This window comes from Wenyingzhuangia marina, from assembly GCF_900130035.1.
In the GTDB taxonomy this organism is placed as follows: Bacteria; Bacteroidota; Bacteroidia; order Flavobacteriales; family Flavobacteriaceae; genus Wenyingzhuangia; species Wenyingzhuangia marina.
This window is the reverse complement of record NZ_FQXQ01000001.1, coordinates 517,970-535,714: the sequence shown is the minus strand read 5'-3', so window position 1 is coordinate 535,714 and position 17,745 is coordinate 517,970. Positions and strand designations below refer to the sequence as shown.

Annotated in this window: 16 protein-coding genes; 9 read left to right on the top strand and 7 right to left on the bottom strand. The window is 32.6% G+C overall.

The features are described 5' to 3' along the window. Window positions 1-21 precede the first annotated feature (21 nt). The 3 genes from BUB70_RS02325 to mfd form a co-directional block, all read right to left on the bottom strand. Window positions 22-1,314: an aminopeptidase P family protein gene (locus BUB70_RS02325; RefSeq protein ID WP_073118074.1), complete on the bottom strand. Its 1,293-nt coding sequence runs from the start codon at window positions 1,312-1,314 to the stop codon at window positions 22-24. A 153-nt stretch (window positions 1,315-1,467) separates the two neighbouring features. Further along, window positions 1,468-2,094 (bottom strand): hypothetical protein, encoded by a 627-nt coding sequence (locus BUB70_RS02320; RefSeq protein WP_073118073.1) that lies wholly within the window; start codon window positions 2,092-2,094, stop codon window positions 1,468-1,470. Between the two features lie 73 nt (window positions 2,095-2,167). Then, complete coding sequence (mfd, locus tag BUB70_RS02315; protein WP_073118072.1) at window positions 2,168-5,494, bottom strand: transcription-repair coupling factor; 3,327 nt, start codon at window positions 5,492-5,494, stop codon at window positions 2,168-2,170. Between the two features lie 133 nt (window positions 5,495-5,627). Between mfd and BUB70_RS02310 the strand changes: the two genes are divergently transcribed. From BUB70_RS02310 to BUB70_RS02285, 6 genes are all read left to right on the top strand, one after another. Then, on the top strand, window positions 5,628-6,413 hold the full coding sequence (locus BUB70_RS02310; RefSeq protein ID WP_073118071.1) for an alpha/beta fold hydrolase: 786 nt from the start codon (window positions 5,628-5,630) through the stop codon (window positions 6,411-6,413). A 1-nt stretch (window position 6,414) separates the two neighbouring features. Continuing rightward, window positions 6,415-7,689 (top strand): ATP-binding cassette domain-containing protein, encoded by a 1,275-nt coding sequence (locus tag BUB70_RS02305; protein ID WP_073118070.1) that lies wholly within the window; start codon window positions 6,415-6,417, stop codon window positions 7,687-7,689. Between the two features lie 132 nt (window positions 7,690-7,821). Further along, window positions 7,822-9,477, top strand: a complete 1,656-nt coding sequence (locus BUB70_RS02300; protein WP_073118069.1) for a UxaA family hydrolase — start codon at window positions 7,822-7,824, stop codon at window positions 9,475-9,477. 12 nt (window positions 9,478-9,489) lie between these two features. Next, window positions 9,490-10,269 (top strand): SDR family NAD(P)-dependent oxidoreductase, encoded by a 780-nt coding sequence (locus BUB70_RS02295; RefSeq protein ID WP_073118068.1) that lies wholly within the window; start codon window positions 9,490-9,492, stop codon window positions 10,267-10,269. Between the two features lie 18 nt (window positions 10,270-10,287). Further along, a complete protein-coding gene (locus tag BUB70_RS02290; protein ID WP_073118067.1) occupies window positions 10,288-11,148 on the top strand; it encodes a fumarylacetoacetate hydrolase family protein in 861 nt (286 codons plus the stop codon). Between the two features lie 35 nt (window positions 11,149-11,183). Further along, complete coding sequence (locus tag BUB70_RS02285) at window positions 11,184-12,332, top strand: alpha-hydroxy acid oxidase (RefSeq protein ID WP_073118066.1); 1,149 nt, start codon at window positions 11,184-11,186, stop codon at window positions 12,330-12,332. Between the two features lie 59 nt (window positions 12,333-12,391). Here the strand turns inward: BUB70_RS02285 and BUB70_RS02280 are convergent, their stop codons facing one another. Further along, window positions 12,392-12,727, bottom strand: coding sequence for a single-stranded DNA-binding protein (locus tag BUB70_RS02280; protein WP_073118065.1), 336 nt, complete (start codon window positions 12,725-12,727; stop codon window positions 12,392-12,394). Between the two features lie 172 nt (window positions 12,728-12,899). Here BUB70_RS02280 and BUB70_RS02275 point away from each other — a divergent pair, with 172 nt between their 5' ends. Continuing rightward, window positions 12,900-13,247, top strand: a complete 348-nt coding sequence (locus tag BUB70_RS02275) for a hypothetical protein (RefSeq protein WP_073118064.1) — start codon at window positions 12,900-12,902, stop codon at window positions 13,245-13,247. A gap of 2 nt (window positions 13,248-13,249) precedes the next feature. On the opposite strand, the gene BUB70_RS02270 is transcribed toward BUB70_RS02275, so the two are convergent. Genes BUB70_RS02270 through BUB70_RS02260 form a run of 3 tightly spaced genes read right to left on the bottom strand, consistent with a single transcriptional unit; the run spans window position 13,250 to window position 15,870 of the window. Continuing rightward, window positions 13,250-13,729 (bottom strand): threonine/serine exporter family protein, encoded by a 480-nt coding sequence (locus tag BUB70_RS02270; RefSeq protein WP_073118063.1) that lies wholly within the window; start codon window positions 13,727-13,729, stop codon window positions 13,250-13,252. 3 nt (window positions 13,730-13,732) lie between these two features. Beyond that, window positions 13,733-14,509 carry a threonine/serine exporter family protein gene (locus BUB70_RS02265; RefSeq protein WP_073118062.1) on the bottom strand — a complete coding sequence of 259 codons (777 nt, stop codon included), beginning with the start codon at window positions 14,507-14,509 and terminating at the stop codon, window positions 13,733-13,735. A gap of 2 nt (window positions 14,510-14,511) precedes the next feature. Continuing rightward, a complete protein-coding gene (locus tag BUB70_RS02260) occupies window positions 14,512-15,870 on the bottom strand; it encodes a serine hydrolase domain-containing protein (RefSeq protein ID WP_073118061.1) in 1,359 nt (452 codons plus the stop codon). A 120-nt stretch (window positions 15,871-15,990) separates the two neighbouring features. On the opposite strand from BUB70_RS02260, the gene BUB70_RS02255 reads away from it, so the two are divergent. Both BUB70_RS02255 and BUB70_RS02250 read left to right on the top strand, forming a co-directional pair. Then, the gene (locus tag BUB70_RS02255) at window positions 15,991-17,205 is read left to right on the top strand and encodes an aminotransferase class V-fold PLP-dependent enzyme (protein ID WP_073118060.1); all 1,215 of its coding nucleotides are present in this window, start codon (window positions 15,991-15,993) and stop codon (window positions 17,203-17,205) included. A gap of 32 nt (window positions 17,206-17,237) precedes the next feature. Then, window positions 17,238-17,696 carry a DUF1569 domain-containing protein gene (locus BUB70_RS02250; RefSeq protein WP_073118059.1) on the top strand — a complete coding sequence of 153 codons (459 nt, stop codon included), beginning with the start codon at window positions 17,238-17,240 and terminating at the stop codon, window positions 17,694-17,696. Window positions 17,697-17,745 lie beyond the last annotated feature (49 nt).

Below are 17,745 nucleotides of genomic sequence, written 5' to 3'. Positions count from 1 at the left end.
GAGTCGAGAACCTAAATAAATCTAAGCATTCATTATACTTTCAATTTCTTCTATTTCAATAGGAATATCTCTCATTAGATTGATTGGTTCTGCATTTTTTTGAATCACCAAATCATCTTCTAATCTAATTCCTAAATTTTCTTTTGGAATATAAATACCAGGTTCTACGGTTAATACCATGTTGGCTTTCATTTCATTTTCAAAATCTCCGTAATCGTGAGTGTCTAGTCCTAAATGGTGAGAAGTTCCATGCATAAAATACTTTTTATAAGCGGGTTTTTCTTCCGTTTCATTCTGAATATCAGCTTTGTCTAATAGTTTTAAAGAAAGTAATTCAGAGGTCATTAATTTACCCACTTCTTTGTTGTATTCTTTCCAAAGCGTACCTTCTTTAAGCATTTTGGTGGCTTCTTTTTTTACATGTAAAACAGATTGATAAACAGCTTTTTGTCTTTCGGTATACCTACCATTTACAGGAATCGTTCTGGTTAAATCACTAGAATAATTAGCATATTCAGCTGCAGTATCCATTAAAATTAAATCACCAGATTTACACTGTTTGTTGTTTTCTATATAATGTAACACACAAGCAGAATATCCAGAGGCTACAATAGGGGTATAGGCAAAACCTTTAGATCTATTCCTTAAAAATTCATGCATCAATTCTGCTTCAATTTCATATTCCCATACATCAGGTTTTACAAAATTTAGGACTCTGTTAAATCCTTTTTTGGTGATGTCGCAAGCGTTTTGAATCAAATCAATTTCAATTTGAGACTTGATCCCTCTTAGTGGAAAAAGAATATCTGAAGCTTTTAAATAATTGTGATTGGGATATTTTTCTTTTAGCTTTTTTATAAAACGATCCTCGCGAGTTTCCATTTCTCGAACTGCTCTTTTGTGGGGGTTTTGATTTACATAAATGTTTTTGGCTTCAGAAATTAATTCTTTTAAAATGGATTCCATTTCGGTTAACCAATAAATGGTTTGAATTCCAGAGGTTTCTGTTGCTGTTTTTTTATTTAATTTTTCTCCTTCCCAAATAGCAATCAATTCACTGGTTTCTTTGGTGAACAACATTTCTCTATGATTTGGATTTTTGGCATCTGGAAACAAAACCAAAACAGCTTCTTCTTGATCTACACCACTTAAATAAAAAATATCTCGGTGCTGATGAAAAGGTAAGGTGCTGTCTGCTCCAGTTAAATAAATGTCATTGGAATTGAAAAACGCAATGGAATTTGGTTCCATTTGTTGGGTAAAGCGTTTTCTATTTTCTATAAATAATTGTGGGTTGATTGGGTTGTATTTCATGGACATAAAGTTATGAAAAAGACACAAAAAAACCTCTTCGGTGAGGAAGAGGTTTTGTGGTTATTGAAATTGTCTGGATTTTATTTTTTTTTGAAAAATACTTTACAATGTTTCCTCCAAATGGAGTAAAATCTCTAGGAGGTTAGTTTATAGTTAATTAATAACCTGGGCTTTAATACTAGGGTAGTTAGAGTGTCTTATGGCAATTAGGAAAGTTTTACTTTCTCCAGGAGCAATAGGAGTATTATAAATATTGTACTGATCAATTTCATTCTTAAATTTGGTATTGGCACTTTTTGCTGTGAAAAAGTTACCTAAAGCAATTCCAGGTCCTATTATTAGTCCAATTGGGAAAATATTTTCTGTTTCAGTATAACCATAAGAATTTGTGGAGGTTTTTTGTAGTTGAATAAATGAGAGCAGTAAATACCAAAAATGTGTTCCTGGTTTTTGTCTAATGTTGTCATATGTATCATTAGGATGCAATACTGATAAGTATTCATTACCAGTTGTTGCTAATTTAAAATCAGAATTATAAGTAATTGTTTTGTCAGTAGTGTTTTCAATTTTTATGGCAACAGTTCTAATATCTTTTTTGTTTGCTTTTTTAGCATATTTTTTCTTTAGAGTTAAGTACTCGTATGAGACATTAATTCCATTTTCATTTTTTTCTGTAGAAGAAAAATTAGCCGTTTCAGGATTTAAGTTTTTGTAAGTACTGGCACAGCTTGTTAAAAACAAGGCAATTATAACCCCGCTTAGCATTGCAATTTTTTTCATAATAATGTTTTTAGTTGAGTTGCAAACATAATTAAAAAAGATAAAAAACACGCCTGTGTCATCACTCAGTTTTTTAAATATTTCTCAATGTTTCTAAGGCTTTTTGAATGCTGTCAATTCTGATAAAAGTGATTAATAAACGCAATCCGTTTTTGGTCTCTTTTTCTTTCATTACACACATTTTAGAATTTTGTTGTACATATTTTAAAACATTGGTAAACGCTTGCGTGTTATAATATCCACTTTGCTGATCGGAAACAAAGTAACCAATCATGCGTTTTTGTTTTAAGACAATTTTTTCTAATCCTAATTTTTTAGCCAACCATTTAATTCTGACTGAATCTAATAAATCAATCACTTGGGTTGGCAATTCCCCAAATCTATCTACCAATTGTTGTTCAAATTCTTGTAATTCTTTTTCTTCGGTTAGCTCTCCTAATTTTTTATATAAATTCAATCGCTCTGCAATGGCGTTGATGTAGTCATCAGGAAATAAAATTTCAAAATCAGTATCTATTTGAATGTCTGAAACATACTCTTTGCTCTCTGCATCTTCCTCATCATATAAATCTTTAAACTCTTTTTCTTTTAATTCCTTAACAGCTTCTTCTAATATTTTTTGATAAGTATCAAAACCAATATCGGTGATGAATCCGCTTTGTTCTCCTCCTAATAAATCTCCCGCTCCACGAATTTCTAAATCCTTCATGGCAATGTTAATTCCGCTACCCAATTCGCTAAACATTTCAAGTGCTTGAATACGTTTGCGAGCTTCTTCAGTCATCATGTGGTAAGGAGGACAAATAAAATAACAGAAGGCTTTTTTGTTAGAACGACCTACACGTCCACGCATCTGGTGTAAATCGGATAATCCAAAATTATTAGCATGATTGATAAAAATAGTGTTAGCATTTGGTACATCTAAACCGGATTCAATAATGGTAGTGGCTACTAAAATATCGTAGTTTCCTTCCATAAAATTCACCATCACCTCTTCTAGTTTTCTTCCTTCTAGCTGACCGTGACCAATTCCAATTCTAGCATCAGGAACCAAACGCTGTAACATTCCTGCTACTTCTTTAATATTGTCTACACGGTTGTGAATAAAGAATATTTGGCCACCACGAGAAATTTCATACATCACAGCATCTCTAATGGCTTCTTCGCTAAAACCAATTACATTACTTTCTATAGGATGACGGTTAGGTGGAGGTGTAGCAATGACCGACAAATCTCTAGCAGCCATTAAACTAAATTGTAAAGTTCTAGGAATAGGTGTTGCGGTTAAAGTTAAAGTATCTACATTTTCTTTAATGGTTTTTAACTTGTCTTTGGCAGCTACTCCAAATTTTTGTTCCTCATCAATAATTAATAATCCTAAGTCTTTGTATTTAATTTTATCAGAAACTAATTGATGGGTTCCGATGACAATATCTAATCTTCCTTCGGCCAAATCATCCATCACTATTTTCTTTTGTTTAGCCGTTTTAAAACGGTTAAGATAGTTGATGTTTACAGGAAAATCTTCTAACCTTTTTTTAAAAGATTTAAAATGCTGAAAAGCCAAAATAGTAGTAGGAACAAGCACTGCTACTTGCTTTCCATTGTCTACGGCTTTAAAAGCAGCACGAATGGCAACTTCTGTTTTTCCAAAACCAACATCCCCACAAACCAATCTGTCCATAGGTTTGTCACTTTCCATATCTGCTTTTACATCTTGTGTAGCAGTGTTTTGGTCTGGTGTATCTTCGTACATAAAACTAGCTTCCAACTCATGTTGTAAATAACTATCCGGATCGAAAGCAAATCCTTTTTGATTTTTACGTTTTGCGTAAAGCTGAATCAAATCAAAAGCAATTTGTTTTACTTTGGCTTTGGCAGTTTGTTTGGCTTTTTTCCAAGCTGGAGATCCTAGTTTGTGAACTTTAGGAACTTTTCCATCTTTTCCGTTGAATTTGGATATTTTATGTAAAGAGTGAATGCTGATGTAAAGCACATCAGAATCTCCATAAATTAGTTTGATGGCTTCTTGTTTTTTACCGTTGACATCAATTTTTTGCAATCCACCAAATTTCCCAATTCCGTGATCTATATGAGTTACAAAATCTCCAATTTCTAAATTGTTGATTTCTTTTAAAGTAACGGCCTGTTTTTTAGCGAATCCATTTTTTAGCTGAAATTTATTGTATCGCTCAAAAATCTGATGATCGGTATAACAAACAATTTTGTGTTCATGGTCTACAAATCCTTCGTGAATTTGAAAAACTATGGTTTCATATATTATTTCTTCTTCACTTTCATCAAAAATATCGTGAAAGCGTTTTGCTTGTTTTTCGTTAGCACAGAATAAATAATTGGAATATCCTTTTTTAGAATTCTGTTGTAGATTTTCTATTAACAAATCAAAATGTTTGTTAAAAGAAGGTTGAGGTTCTGTATTTCCGTTGATGCTGTCTGTAGAAGTGCTGTTGTTTACGGAAACTCTACTATAACCCTTTAATTGCTCTTTGATTTGAATTCCATCTAAAAACAATTCACTAGGTAAAGTATGATTTAAATTTTCGGATAATGTTTCAAAACGAGTAGTTGCTTTTTCAAACAAAGTGTTTAAATCGTTTTGAAGAATGTCCGTGCTTTTGGTAAAAACTACGCTATTGTTGGGAATAAATTTTAAAAAAGATTCTCTTTTTTCGGAAAATTGTTTGTTTTCCACATTGGGCATGATATGAATTTTGTTAGGCTTTCCTGTAGATAGTTGTGTTTCCACATCAAAAGTTCTAATGCTATCTACTTCATCTCCAAAAAACTCTAAACGGTAAGGTTCATCGTTGGCAAAAGAAAACACATCTACAATTCCACCACGGACTGCAAATTCTCCAGGTTCTGTAACAAAATCAACACGATTAAATTTATATTCAAACAATACTTCGTTAATAAAATCTAGGCTAAATTCATCACCTGTGGTAATTTTTAAAGTATTGCTGTTTAGGTCTTTTTTAGTAACTACTTTTTCAAATAAAGCGTTTGGATAAGTAACAATTATGGCTGGTTTTTTTCTTGAATTTAATCGGTTTAAAACCTCGGCACGCATCAAAACATTGGCATTGTCTACATCCTCAATTTCATAAGGTCTTCGGTAAGAACCAGGGTAAAACAACACATCTTTATCATTTAACAATCTTTCTAAATCGTTTAAGTGATAAGCAGCTTGTTCTTTATCATCAAAAATGAGTAAAAAAGTTTTATCAGTTTGTTTAAAGGTCTCTACCACAATAATGGATAAGGCAGCTCCGTTAAATTTGCTTAAAACAGCGTGTGTTTTTTCTTGAGAAACTTGTGCTACCAATTGTTGTGTAGCACTAGCGTTTTGATACTTTTCTAGAAGTGATTGAATTTTCAAGACCGAAATATTTTATTACAAATGTAGGGTTATCCGTTGTTTTATAAAACCTAAAAATTATGCTACTATTTTATCATAAAATAAACATAAATTATAAATTGCTCTCATCCCATCAACTCCTTATTTTTGCAACATGAGCGCATTTATTACTTATAAAAATACACCAATTCATTATACTGAATCTGGAAAAGGAACTGCCATAGTGTTGTTGCATGGTTTTTTAGAAAATACCACCATGTGGGAAAGTTTAGAAAAAGTATTAAATTCTAAATTTAGAGTGGTTTGTATTGATTTGTTAGGGCACGGACAAACTGAAAGTTTAGGCTATGTGCATACTATGACAGAAATGGCTGAAGCTGTAAAAGCAGTTTTAGATGCATTAAATATTCGTAGATCTTTTTTTGTAGGACATTCCATGGGAGGATATGTAGCTTTGGCCTTTGCAGATTTATATCCAGACAATGTTAAAGGCTTGGTCTTACTAAACTCAACTGCTAGACCAGATTCTGAAGAGAAAAAAATAGGAAGAGATCGAGCGATTGCTGTAGTAAAAGAAAATCATAAATCTTTTATTAGAACTTCTATTCCTATGTTGTTCCGTTCTAAGTGCAGAAAGATATATGCTGATGAAATTGCGAAGGTGAAAAAAGAAGCTTTAAAAACCTCAAGACAAGGAATTATTGCGGCTTTAGAAGGAATGAAAATTAGATTGGATAGAGAAGTGTTATTGCATTTTGGACCTTATCCATCGCTAATGATTTTAGGAAAAAAAGATCCGGTTTTAAATTATGAAGATTTAATAGCACAGACCAAAGATGCCAATACAGAAGTGGTAGAATTAGAAAACGGACATATGAGTTTGATTGAAGATAGAGAAGGTGCAGAACAGGCTATTTTAGAATTTGTTAAAAGAAATTAATATGAATCACATTGCCATTTTTAATAAATCAACATCACAAAATAATTTTATCAATCATTTGTTGGCTGGAAATGAACACAATTTGTTTCCTGAATTTAATGGTAAAAAAGGTGCCTTGTTTAGTACTTCGGTATTAGAAAAATATATCACCGAGGAGTTAAACCATGATGATTTTACATTAACAAAAAATTGCATTGATGGAAATGGAAATATCAGAAGTTTAACTTCTTATTCTAGTGGCCAGCAAAAAAAACTGTTATTAGATTTTTTGGTACATAAAAATGAAAAAGAAGGGATTGATTTTTTGATTTTAGACAAGCCATATGATTGTTTAGATATAGAAAAACAAGAATCTTTGGCTAAAGATTTAATGGAGATCGGAAAAAAGATTACACTAGTTCAAATATTTAAAATAAGAGATGAAGTGTTGCCTTTGGTTAAAAAAATCTATTTGGTCAATAATGATAAAATTGAGTTTTCGGGTACTCCAGAAGAATATGATAAGGCTTTTTACCAACAGTTAAAACCCTATGAGTTTAAAGGAAATCTTCCTGATAATTTGCAAAAAATAGAAGTTGAGAATCCACTTGTGAAATTTACGGATGTCAATATTTTTTATGAAGAAACAAGGCAAATTGTAAATAACATTAATTGGACAATTAATAAAGGAGAATTCTGGCATTTAAAAGGACCAAATGGTGCTGGAAAAACCAGTTTGTTAACCATGATAACGGGTGATAATGCCAAAGCGTTTGGAGAAGATATTATGTTGTTTGGTCGTAAAAAAGGGAGTGGTGAAACGGTTTGGGAACTCAAAAAAAAGATTGGATATTTTTCTCCAAGTTTAACCCAGTTTTTTGGGAAGTTATTTACTGTGCAACACATGGTGTTGTCAGGCTTTTATGACTCTATTGGTTTGTACGAAAATCCTACAGGTCATCAAATTCACGAAGCTGATAAATGGTTAGATTTGGTTGGTCTAAAAGAAAAAAAACAAATGTATTTTGTTCGTTTGTCTGCAGAAATGCAGCGAATTGTGTTAATTATTCGTGCCATGGTAAAACACCCGCCTTTACTTATTTTGGATGAACCTACTAATGAATTGGATGATTATGCCACTTCTATGTTAACAGCCTTCATCAATAAAATTCACCAAGAAACAGATACGGCTATTTTGTACGTTTCTCATAGAATGTTGCAAGGTTTACATCCTGATAAAGTATATCAATTAACACCTACTAAAAATGGTTCTGTAGGTACAGTTGAATCATCTTAATTATATACATAAAATAGATCATATTTGCTTTTTCGATACTTTATTGCAAAAAAAGTATAAGTTTTGGACTTAATATTTGACTTTTAGACTACTAAGCTATCCTAAATTTGTAGTGATATTAAATCGTTAAATATGTCTCAAAAAAATTCAGTGTTAAGGATACACACAAAAGACAATGTAATTGTTGCACTAACAGATCTTAACAAAGGAGATGTTGTTCATTATGAAGGAGATAAATATAAATTAAAAACTGATGTGTCTGCAAAACATAAGTTTGCTTCAGAAGATTTAAAGGAAGGAGATTTAATTTACATGTACGGAGTGTTGGTTGGAGCGGCTACACAAACCATTGTAAAAGGAGAACTTATTCATACCCATAATGTAATCCATAAAGCGGAGGAGTATTCGGTTCAAAAAAATGACAAAGAAATTTGGAAAGCTCCAGATATTTCAAAATTTAAAGACAAAACATTTCAAGGTTATCATAGAGCTGATGGTAAGGTGGGAACACAAAACAATTGGTTGGTAATTCCATTGGTTTTTTGTGAAAATAGAAATGTAACGGTCATAGAAAAAGCCATTGTTGATCAATTAGGCTTTAATCAAAAAGAAGAATCAGGCTTTGCTGTTGATAAACTGGTAAATGTTTATAAACAAGGAGCTTCTGAAGAAGAAGTTTTAAGTACTTCTATCCAAACAAGCAAAGAAGAAGTTAAAACCAATAAATTGTTTCCAAATGTAGATGGAATCCATTTCTTGAGACACGATGGAGGTTGTGGAGGATCTACTCCCGATTCAGTTACTTTATGCCATTTATTAGCAGGGTATATTAACAATCCAAACGTAGCAGGAGCAACGGTATTAAGTTTAGGATGTCAACATGCACAGGCAAAAATTTTAGAAGATGCTTTAAACAGTTTTTCAAAAGAAAACAAGAAGCCTTTGTATGTGTTAACTCAACAAGACAGTACCTCAGAAAGAGATTTTATAGAGGAAGCCATTAAAAAAACCTTTGTAGGTTTAATAAAAGCTAATAAATTTGAAAGGCAAGCAGCTCCTTTAAGTAAACTAACTATTGGGTTAGAATGCGGAGGGTCTGATGGATTTTCTGGTATTTCTGCTAACCCTACTTTGGGTTATGTGTCTGATTTAATTGTGGGATTAGGAGGAACTACCGTGTTGGCTGAGTTTCCTGAACTAAACGGAGTGGAGCAAGAGTTAATTAATAGATGTAATTCTAAGGAAAATGCCAATAAATTTTCTAATATTATGTCTACCTATAATGCTAAGGCAGAATTATTAGGAGGAGGTTTTCATGCCAATCCATCACCAGGAAATATTAAAGATGGATTAATTACCGATGCTATTAAATCTGCAGGGGCTGCAAAAAAAGGCGGAAGTTCTCCTATAACTGATGTGCTAGATTATACAGAACAAATTACCAAAACAGGATTAAATTTGTTGTGTACACCAGGAAATGATGTAGAATCTACCACAGGATTAGCAGGGTCTGGATGTAATATTATTTTATTTACAACTGGGTTGGGAACTCCAACAGGAAATCCTGTAGTTCCAGTCATAAAAGTATCTAGTAATACAAAGCTTTTTAATAAGATGAATGATATCATTGATTTTAATACAGGTGGAGTAATTGAAGGAGATACTTTATCATCCAAAGGAGAAGAATTATTAGAATATGTAATTAAAGTGGCTAGTGGAGAAAAAACCAAAGCCATGAAATTAGGTCAAAACGATTTTATTCCTTGGAAAAGAGGAATGTCATTATAAAAACAGAAAAATATGTCATTATTTAATTTAACAGGAAAATGTGCTGTGGTTACTGGTGGTGGTAGCGGAATTGGTGAAGCCATTTCTAAAGCTTTGGCTGGAGCAGGAGCATTGGTAAATATTTTGGATTTAACAGTAGAAGGTGCTCAAAGAGTAGCCGATGAAATTATAGCCAAAGGAGGAAAAGCAATTGTACATCAAGCAAATGTTGTAGATCATGAAGGGATTAAAAATACCATCAAAACGATTAATGATAATCAACCAATTAATATTTTAGTAAACAATGCAGGAATTGCACATGTAGGAAATATTGAAGCTTGTAATCCTGAAGATTTAGATAAGTTGTACAACGTTAATGTAAAAGGAGTTTACAATGCATTGCATGCAACCATTCCATTGATGAAACAAAATGGAGGTGGGGCTATTATTAATATGGCTTCTATTGCTTCTTCTGTAGGAATTGATGATCGTTTTGCTTACTCCATGACTAAAGGAGCGGTATTAACCATGACTTATTCTATTGCAAAAGATTATGTAAAAGATGGAATTCGTTGTAATTGCATTTCGCCTGCAAGAGTACATACGCCTTTTGTTGATGGTTTTATTTCAAAAAACTATCCTGGAAAAGAAGCAGAGATGTTCGAGAAATTATCGGCAACGCAACCTATTGGTAGAATGGCTAAACCAGAAGAAATTGGTAATTTAGCTTTGTATCTGGTTTCAGATGAGGCTTCTTTTATTACAGGAACAGACTACCCAATAGATGGAGGATTTATAAAACTAAACGGATAATATTTAAAAAATAAAAAGATGAAATTAATAAGATTTGGAGCAGAGGGTGCTGAACAACCAGGTATAATTACTGCATCAGGAAAAAAGATTGATGTGTCTGCTTTTGGGCAAGATTATAATGAAGATTTTTTTGGAGGAGATGGAATAGAAAGATTATCAGCTTGGTTAGAAAAAAATGAAGCATCTTGTCCAGAAATTGGAGATGATGTTCGTTTAGGAGCACCATTAACAAGACCTTCTAAAATTGTTTGTGTAGGTTTAAATTATGCCAAACATGCCGAAGAAACAGGAGCTGCTATTCCTGAGGAACCAATATTATTCTTTAAGAGTACTACAGCTTTGTGTGGTCCTAATGACGAAGTAATGATTCCTAAAAATTCTGAAAAAACAGATTGGGAAGTAGAATTGGCAATAATCATCGGGAAAAAAGCTTCTTATGTGGAGTTAGAAGATGCAAATGATCATATTGCAGGATATGCTTTACATAACGATATTTCTGAAAGAGCTTTCCAAATAGAAAAAGGAGGACAGTGGTGTAAAGGTAAAGGATGCGATACTTTTGCTCCGTTAGGACCTTTTATTGCAACCAAAGATGAAGTTAAAAATCCTAACGATTTAGAATTGTGGTTAGAGTTAAACGGAGAGCGTTTACAGCATTCATCTACCAATGATTTTATTTTCAATGTACAAGAAGTAGTATCTTATATTAGCCAATTTATGACATTGTTGCCAGGAGATGTTATCTCTACAGGAACACCGTCTGGAGTTGGTTTAGGATTCAATCCTCCAAAGTATTTAAAACCAGGAGATGTAATGGAATTAGGTATTGAAGGTTTAGGAACTTCTAAGCAGGTTTGTAAAGGATACTCAAAAAAATAAAGAGTATTATATTTATCGCAAAATTTTAATTTAAGATGGAAATAAAAATCAATACCAAATATCCTTCTATGGATGACTTAAGAAAAAGAGCGATGGTAAAAATGCCAAAATTCGCTTTTGAGTATTTAGATGGAGGATGTAATGAAGATATCAATCTTGATAAAAACAGAACAGATCTTCAAAAGATAGAGTTGATGCCTCAGTATTTGTCTAAGTTTGATAAATCTAGTATGGAAACTGAGTTGTTTGGAAAAACATATGCAGCTCCATTTGGTATTGCACCTGTTGGTTTACAAGGATTGATGTGGCCAAATGCTCCAGAAATCTTAGCGAAAGCAGCAAAAGATCATAACATTCCTTTTATTTTAAGTACGGTAACCACTACTAGTATAGAGCGTATTTCTGAAATTACTGAAGGAAACTTTTGGTTTCAATTATATCATCCATCTGATGAAGCTATTAAGAAAGATGTAATTGATAGAGCTGCAAAAGCAGGAGCTGATGTATTGGTAATTTTGGCCGATGTGCCGACGTTTGGAGTAAGACCTAGAGATACTCGTAATGGTTTGGGAATGCCGCCTAGGATGACATTTAAAAACATCATGGAGGTGTTAACACATCCGCATTGGGCATTACAAACTTTAAAATATGGTCAGCCAAATTTTGAAACCATGGCTCAATACATGCCTAAGGGAATGAATTTACAGCAATTAGCTCAGTTTATGGATGCTACTTTTAGCGGTAGATTAAATGAAGAAAGAATTGCTTCTATTCGTGAACAATGGAAAGGGAAATTGGTGATTAAAGGAGTGGTAAGTGAAGAAGATACTGAAAAAGCAATCAAACTAGGAGTTGATGGATTAATTGTATCTAACCATGGAGGTCGTCAGTTAGATGCGGGACAATCTTCTATTGTTCCAATGACGAATTTGGCTGAAAAATATGGAGATCAAATTAAAATTATGGTAGACTCTGGATTGAGAGGAGGACCAGACATTGCTAGAGCCATGGCAAGTGGAGCAGAATTCACTTTTATGGGACGTAGTTTTATGTATGGTGTTGGTGCTTTAGGAAAAGAAGGAGGAAATCATACAATTTCTTTAATGAAAAGAGAATTACAACAAGTAATGGAGCAAATCTGTTGTCAACATACAGGAGCATTTAAACCACACTTGATAAAATAAATACAAAAAAAGCCTCAGCATTTGTTGAGGCTTTTTTATTTATAATTAATTGTTGAGTTTTATTTGCTTCCCAACATCATTAATTCATTGACTACAATTCGGGTAGTGTAACGTTTTTTCCCTTCTTTGTCTTCCCAACTATCGTTGGTTAACTTTCCTTCAATAGCAATGTGACTTCCTTTGTCTAAATATTTTTCTACAATATCTGCTGTCTTGTTCCAGCAAACTAAGTTGTGCCATTGAGTATCTGTAACTTTTTCTCCTTCATTATTGTAATACGTGTCCGTAGTGGCAATAGAAAAATTAGCTACCTTTTTGTCTTTCCCAAATCCTTTAACAATTGGAGTTGCTCCTAAATGTCCGATTAATTGTACTTTGTTTCTTAAATTGTTCATAACGTAAATTTTTAAAGTTTATTAATTATTTTGTTGTCGTTGTTTGACAAGGCAAAGATGTAATACTTTAAAAGTTTTACTCGGTTGCTAAATATTTGCTTTCGTATATAAACGGTTGTAGTCGTTTACAATCGGTTTTTTATTATCTTTAGAAAAAGAAAAGAAAATAATTATGGAAGAAAAATTCTGTTTAGAGTGTGGGGAAAAGGTAGTCGGTAGATCTGATAAAAAGTTTTGTAATGACCAATGTAGAAATGCCTTTAACAATAAGTTAGAAGTAGGGAATAAAAGTTTGGTAAGGAACATTAATAATGCCTTAAAAAAGAATTATAAAATTTTGTGCGAGTTAAATACTACAGGAAAAACTAAAGTGTCTAAAAGTATTTTAGAAGAAAAAGGGTTTAATTTTAATCTTTATACAAACATATATGAAACCAAAACAGGAAATAGATACAACTATTGCTACGATGAAGGGTATTTATTGCTAGAAGCAGACCAAGTACTTTTGGTTAAAAAATAAGATTATATTTTAATTTCTTTAGCAGATTCTTTTCTACTCATTAGCATTGGAAATGATACTCCTGCCGTTAAGGCAAGAATAATAAATATTGCTTTTAAGCTATTGTTTACGGTTTGTTCTAATGCAAGTTGATAAGCTTCCGTAGAAATATTACCTGTTAGTTTTATAAAGCCTAACATGGCTTTATAGGCAAAAGCTCCAGGAATCATAGGAATAACTGCTGGGATAGAAAAAACCAAAGGAGGGGCATGTTTTCCGTGAGCAGCAGGAATGCTTAACAATCCAATAAGAGTGGCTCCAACCAAAGAACCCACTATAATGTGAATTCCAAATTGCATTAGTATTAGTTTGCAAGAACCTCCCAAGGCAGCAAGAATGGCAATGGTAAAAAGTGTTCTTTTTGGAACGTTGAATAAAATGGCAAATCCTATGGCTGCAACTGCCAACCATAACGCCATTTCTATTTGGTGTATGATGTTCATCTCTTAAAAATTACAAATTAACATACTGATTAGCATTCCTAAGGCAATTGAAAAGGCAATCAACATGGCGTGCGTACCTCTTACAACTCCATTCATTACATAGCCATCCATTAAATCAGAAAAGGAATTGATTAACGGAACTCCAGGAACTAAAAATAAAACAGCTGTTGCTAGGGCTAAATCAGGGTGGTTTCCAATTCCGAATATTTTAGCAAAACAAGCAATAATACAAGCGGTAAAGGAGGCAAATAAAATACTTAAATAAATATTAAATTGTAGTTTGATAGCATTATGTCTAACCAAGAAAGCAATAAATGTAGCTACAAAAGTGGTGGACATATCAATATATTCTCCTCCAAATAATCTACAAAAACCTGCATCAGCAAGACTTACAAAAATCATTGTTGTTAATAGTGAATATCTAGGTAATTTTTTTAACCTGTTAACCTCTTCTTTTATTTGATTTAAAGTCCAATTGTTCTCAATAACATGCCAGCTCATTTTACTAATTCCAGACACCAAGGTAAAATTAGCTCCATGTGGGGGTGTTTTTTTAAAACTGTTAAATACATCTTGGGTCTTTTCGTCTTTTAGAACTAAAAAAACGGTTCTATGGGTAATTAATATTTCGGTATCATAACCAAGACCATCGCTTATGCGTTCTAGAGTTACTCTAATTCTATTGGTACTTGCTCCAGAAGTCATAAGTAAACAACCTATTTCTAATAAGTTATTGCCTGTTTCTTTAAGAGAAGTATTTGAGTTTAATGAGGTAATCATTTTTATTGAATGCTTTTGCAAATGGTTCCTAATAAATGATCAAACATAGTATAAAAACCTATTCTTTGTAATTCTGTAACGCCAAAACGAACTACAACTAAATCTTTGGATGGAATGACAAAAATTCGTTGGCCTTGAAAGCCATCAGCATAAAAACAATCTTTAGGAACGTTAGGCATATAATTACCTTGGTTTAACCACCAATGTCCCCCATATTCTCCCAAAGAAGTTTTATTAGGAGTTTTAATGTAGTCAATCCATTTTTTAGTAACTATTTGTTCGTTATTCCATTTTCCGTTGTCTAGCATTAATTGTCCAAACTTAGCCCAGTCTCTTGTAGTTGCCCAACTATATGAGGAGGCTACATAATTTCCCATAATATCAGTTTCCATAATCATAGAGTGCATTCCAATTTTATCAATAAATTCTCTATAAGGAAAGTCTAAATACTCTTGATGGGTATTAAATTGTTTTCTTAACAAGGCTGATAAAATATTACTAGTTCCAGAAGAGTAGTTGAATTCGGTTTCAGCAGGTTGAGTTTGCTTTTTAGATAAAGGTCTTTTTGTTAAGTCACTATCTTCAAACAACATTCTTGTAGCATCGCAAATAGTTGAATAGTTTTCTTCCCATTCCAATCCACTTTCCATTCTTAGTAAATGATTGGTGGTGATGTTTTTTCTGTCATCTTTTAACCATTCTGGAAAAGCTTTTATGGGTTTGTAAATATCAAATTTATTTTCTTTCTCTAAAATTCCGAAACAGGTTGTTAGTAAGCTTTTGGTGATAGACCAACCTTGTAATAGTGAGTTTTCGTTAAAGCCATCTGCATATTTTTCTGCAATGATTTTTCCTTTGTAAAGTACTAAAACAGCACGAGTGTTTTTGATATGATGATCGTGGTTTTCGGTAAAACAGTTGTTAATTACTTCTTTTATTGATTGATAATTAACATTGTTAAAAACCGAATCTTTCGGAGCTAAATTCCCGTATGGGTATTGAACTTGAATGGGAGTAAAATCTCTTTTGGGTCTTAAATAATCATCACCAAGAATGGTATCTTTATTAATTAAAATAGCTCCAACTCCTTCACGATACACTGCTGTTTCCTTGGCAAAACCAAAAACAGTTGAAAAAGCGGTTTTACTTTTTTCATCAATATTGCTGTTAGCAAGTTTGGTTAATGGACCATGATTATCCGTTTTATTAGTCATTTCAACGGATCTGTGTGCTATAAAATAGCTGCTGGCAAGGTTTTTAGCTGCAAAACCAGATATTAATTTTAGTTTGGGAGCATTTAAAACAACCAATACAATCATGATAAAAAGTAGCGAGAAGCTTATCATTTTAAAGAGTTTCATGAGGTGAAATTTGTTTATAACAAGGTACTAATTTTTTGATTGTAAAGAATGAAAAGAGTTTGATTAAGCTTTTTAGATTTTAAGCTTAAAGAAGTACCTTTGTAACAAAGATTTATATCTATGATTCATATCGATAAAGTAAGAGCAGATTTTCCCATTTTAGATGAACAAGTAAATGGAAAACCCTTGGTGTATTTTGACAATGCAGCCACAAGTCAGAAACCACAAGTGGTGATTGATGCAATTACAAATTATTACACTACTATAAATGCAAATGTTCACAGAGGAGTTCATACCTTAAGTCAGGTTGCTACAGATGCTTTTGAAGCAACAAGGCGTAAATTAAAAGCTCATTTTAATCCTAAGCATGAGCACGAAATTATATTTACTCGTGGGACTACTGAGTCTATTAATTTGGTAGCAACTACTTTAACTTCATTGATAAAAAGTACAGATGAAATTATTATTTCTGCTTTAGAACATCACTCTAATATTGTGCCTTGGCAAATGTTATGCGAGCGAACAGGAGCTACGTTAAAAGTAATCCCTATGAATGATGAGGGAGAATTGTTGATGGATGTGTATGATGAATTATTTTCTGAAAACACAAAAATAGTAGCCGTTAATCATATTTCGAATGCTTTAGGAACTATTAATCCTGTAGAAGAAATTATTGAAAAAGCACATAAAGTTGGTGCATGGGTATTGATAGATGGAGCACAATCTACTCCGCATATGAAGGTAGATTTACAAGCGCTAGATTGTGATTTTTATACTTGTTCTGCTCATAAAATGTTTGGACCTACAGGAATTGGATTTTTATATGGTAAAGAAGCCATTTTAAATGAATTACCACCTTACCATGGAGGAGGAGAAATGATTAAGGATTGTACGTTTGAAAAAACTACTTATGCAGAATTGCCTCATAAGTTTGAAGCGGGAACCCCAAACATTGCTGATGTAATTGCTTTTGGAACAGCTGTAGATTATATCAATACTATTGGAATAGAAAATATAGAAGCTGCTGAACGTGAATTGTTAGTTTATGGAACAGAGCAATTAAGTAAAATACCAGGACTTAAAATTTATGGTACTGCTAAAAATAAGGCAAGTGTTATTTCTTTTAATATAGGAGAAATTCACCCTTTTGATGTAGGAACTATTGTTGATAAATTAGGAATTGCGGTAAGAACAGGTCATCATTGTACCCAGCCAATTATGGCTCGTTTTAATGTTCCTGGAACCATTAGAGCTTCTTTTGCTTTTTACAATACTAAAGAAGAGATTGATGTTTTGGTAGCTGCGTTAGAAAAAGCAACCATGATGTTGTCTTAAAGAAGTTTATATTTTAGTAAAAAATAATTTTTATGTCTTATCCATATATTTTTGATGCTGATACACTTGAGCAAAATAAGGTTCGCTTAGATGCTTTAACTAAAGACACTCAACCTTTGTGGGGTAAAATGAATGTGGCTCAAATGTTAGCTCACTTAAGTGTTTCTTATGATGTTGCTCAAGGAAAAACAAAAGTTAAAATGAATCCGTTGATGCGTTTTTTTTTAAAGACTTTTATTAAAAAAGGAGTCGTGGGAAACAAACCATATCCTAAAAATGGAAGAACAGCTCCTTATTTTTTAGTAGTTGATGAAAGAGATTTTGAGGGTGAAAAAAAGAAATTGTTGGAAAATATGAAGTGGGTGTTTAACAAAGGAGAAACTTTTTTTGAAGGACGACCTACAGAATCTTTTGGGAAATTAACTTCAAAAGAATGGAGCAATTTATTCCAAAAACATTTAGATCATCATTTTAAACAATTTGGTGTATAGTAAAGGTATTCGAGTGGAGTCGAGAGCTTGTTTAAAACAGTAAAAGATT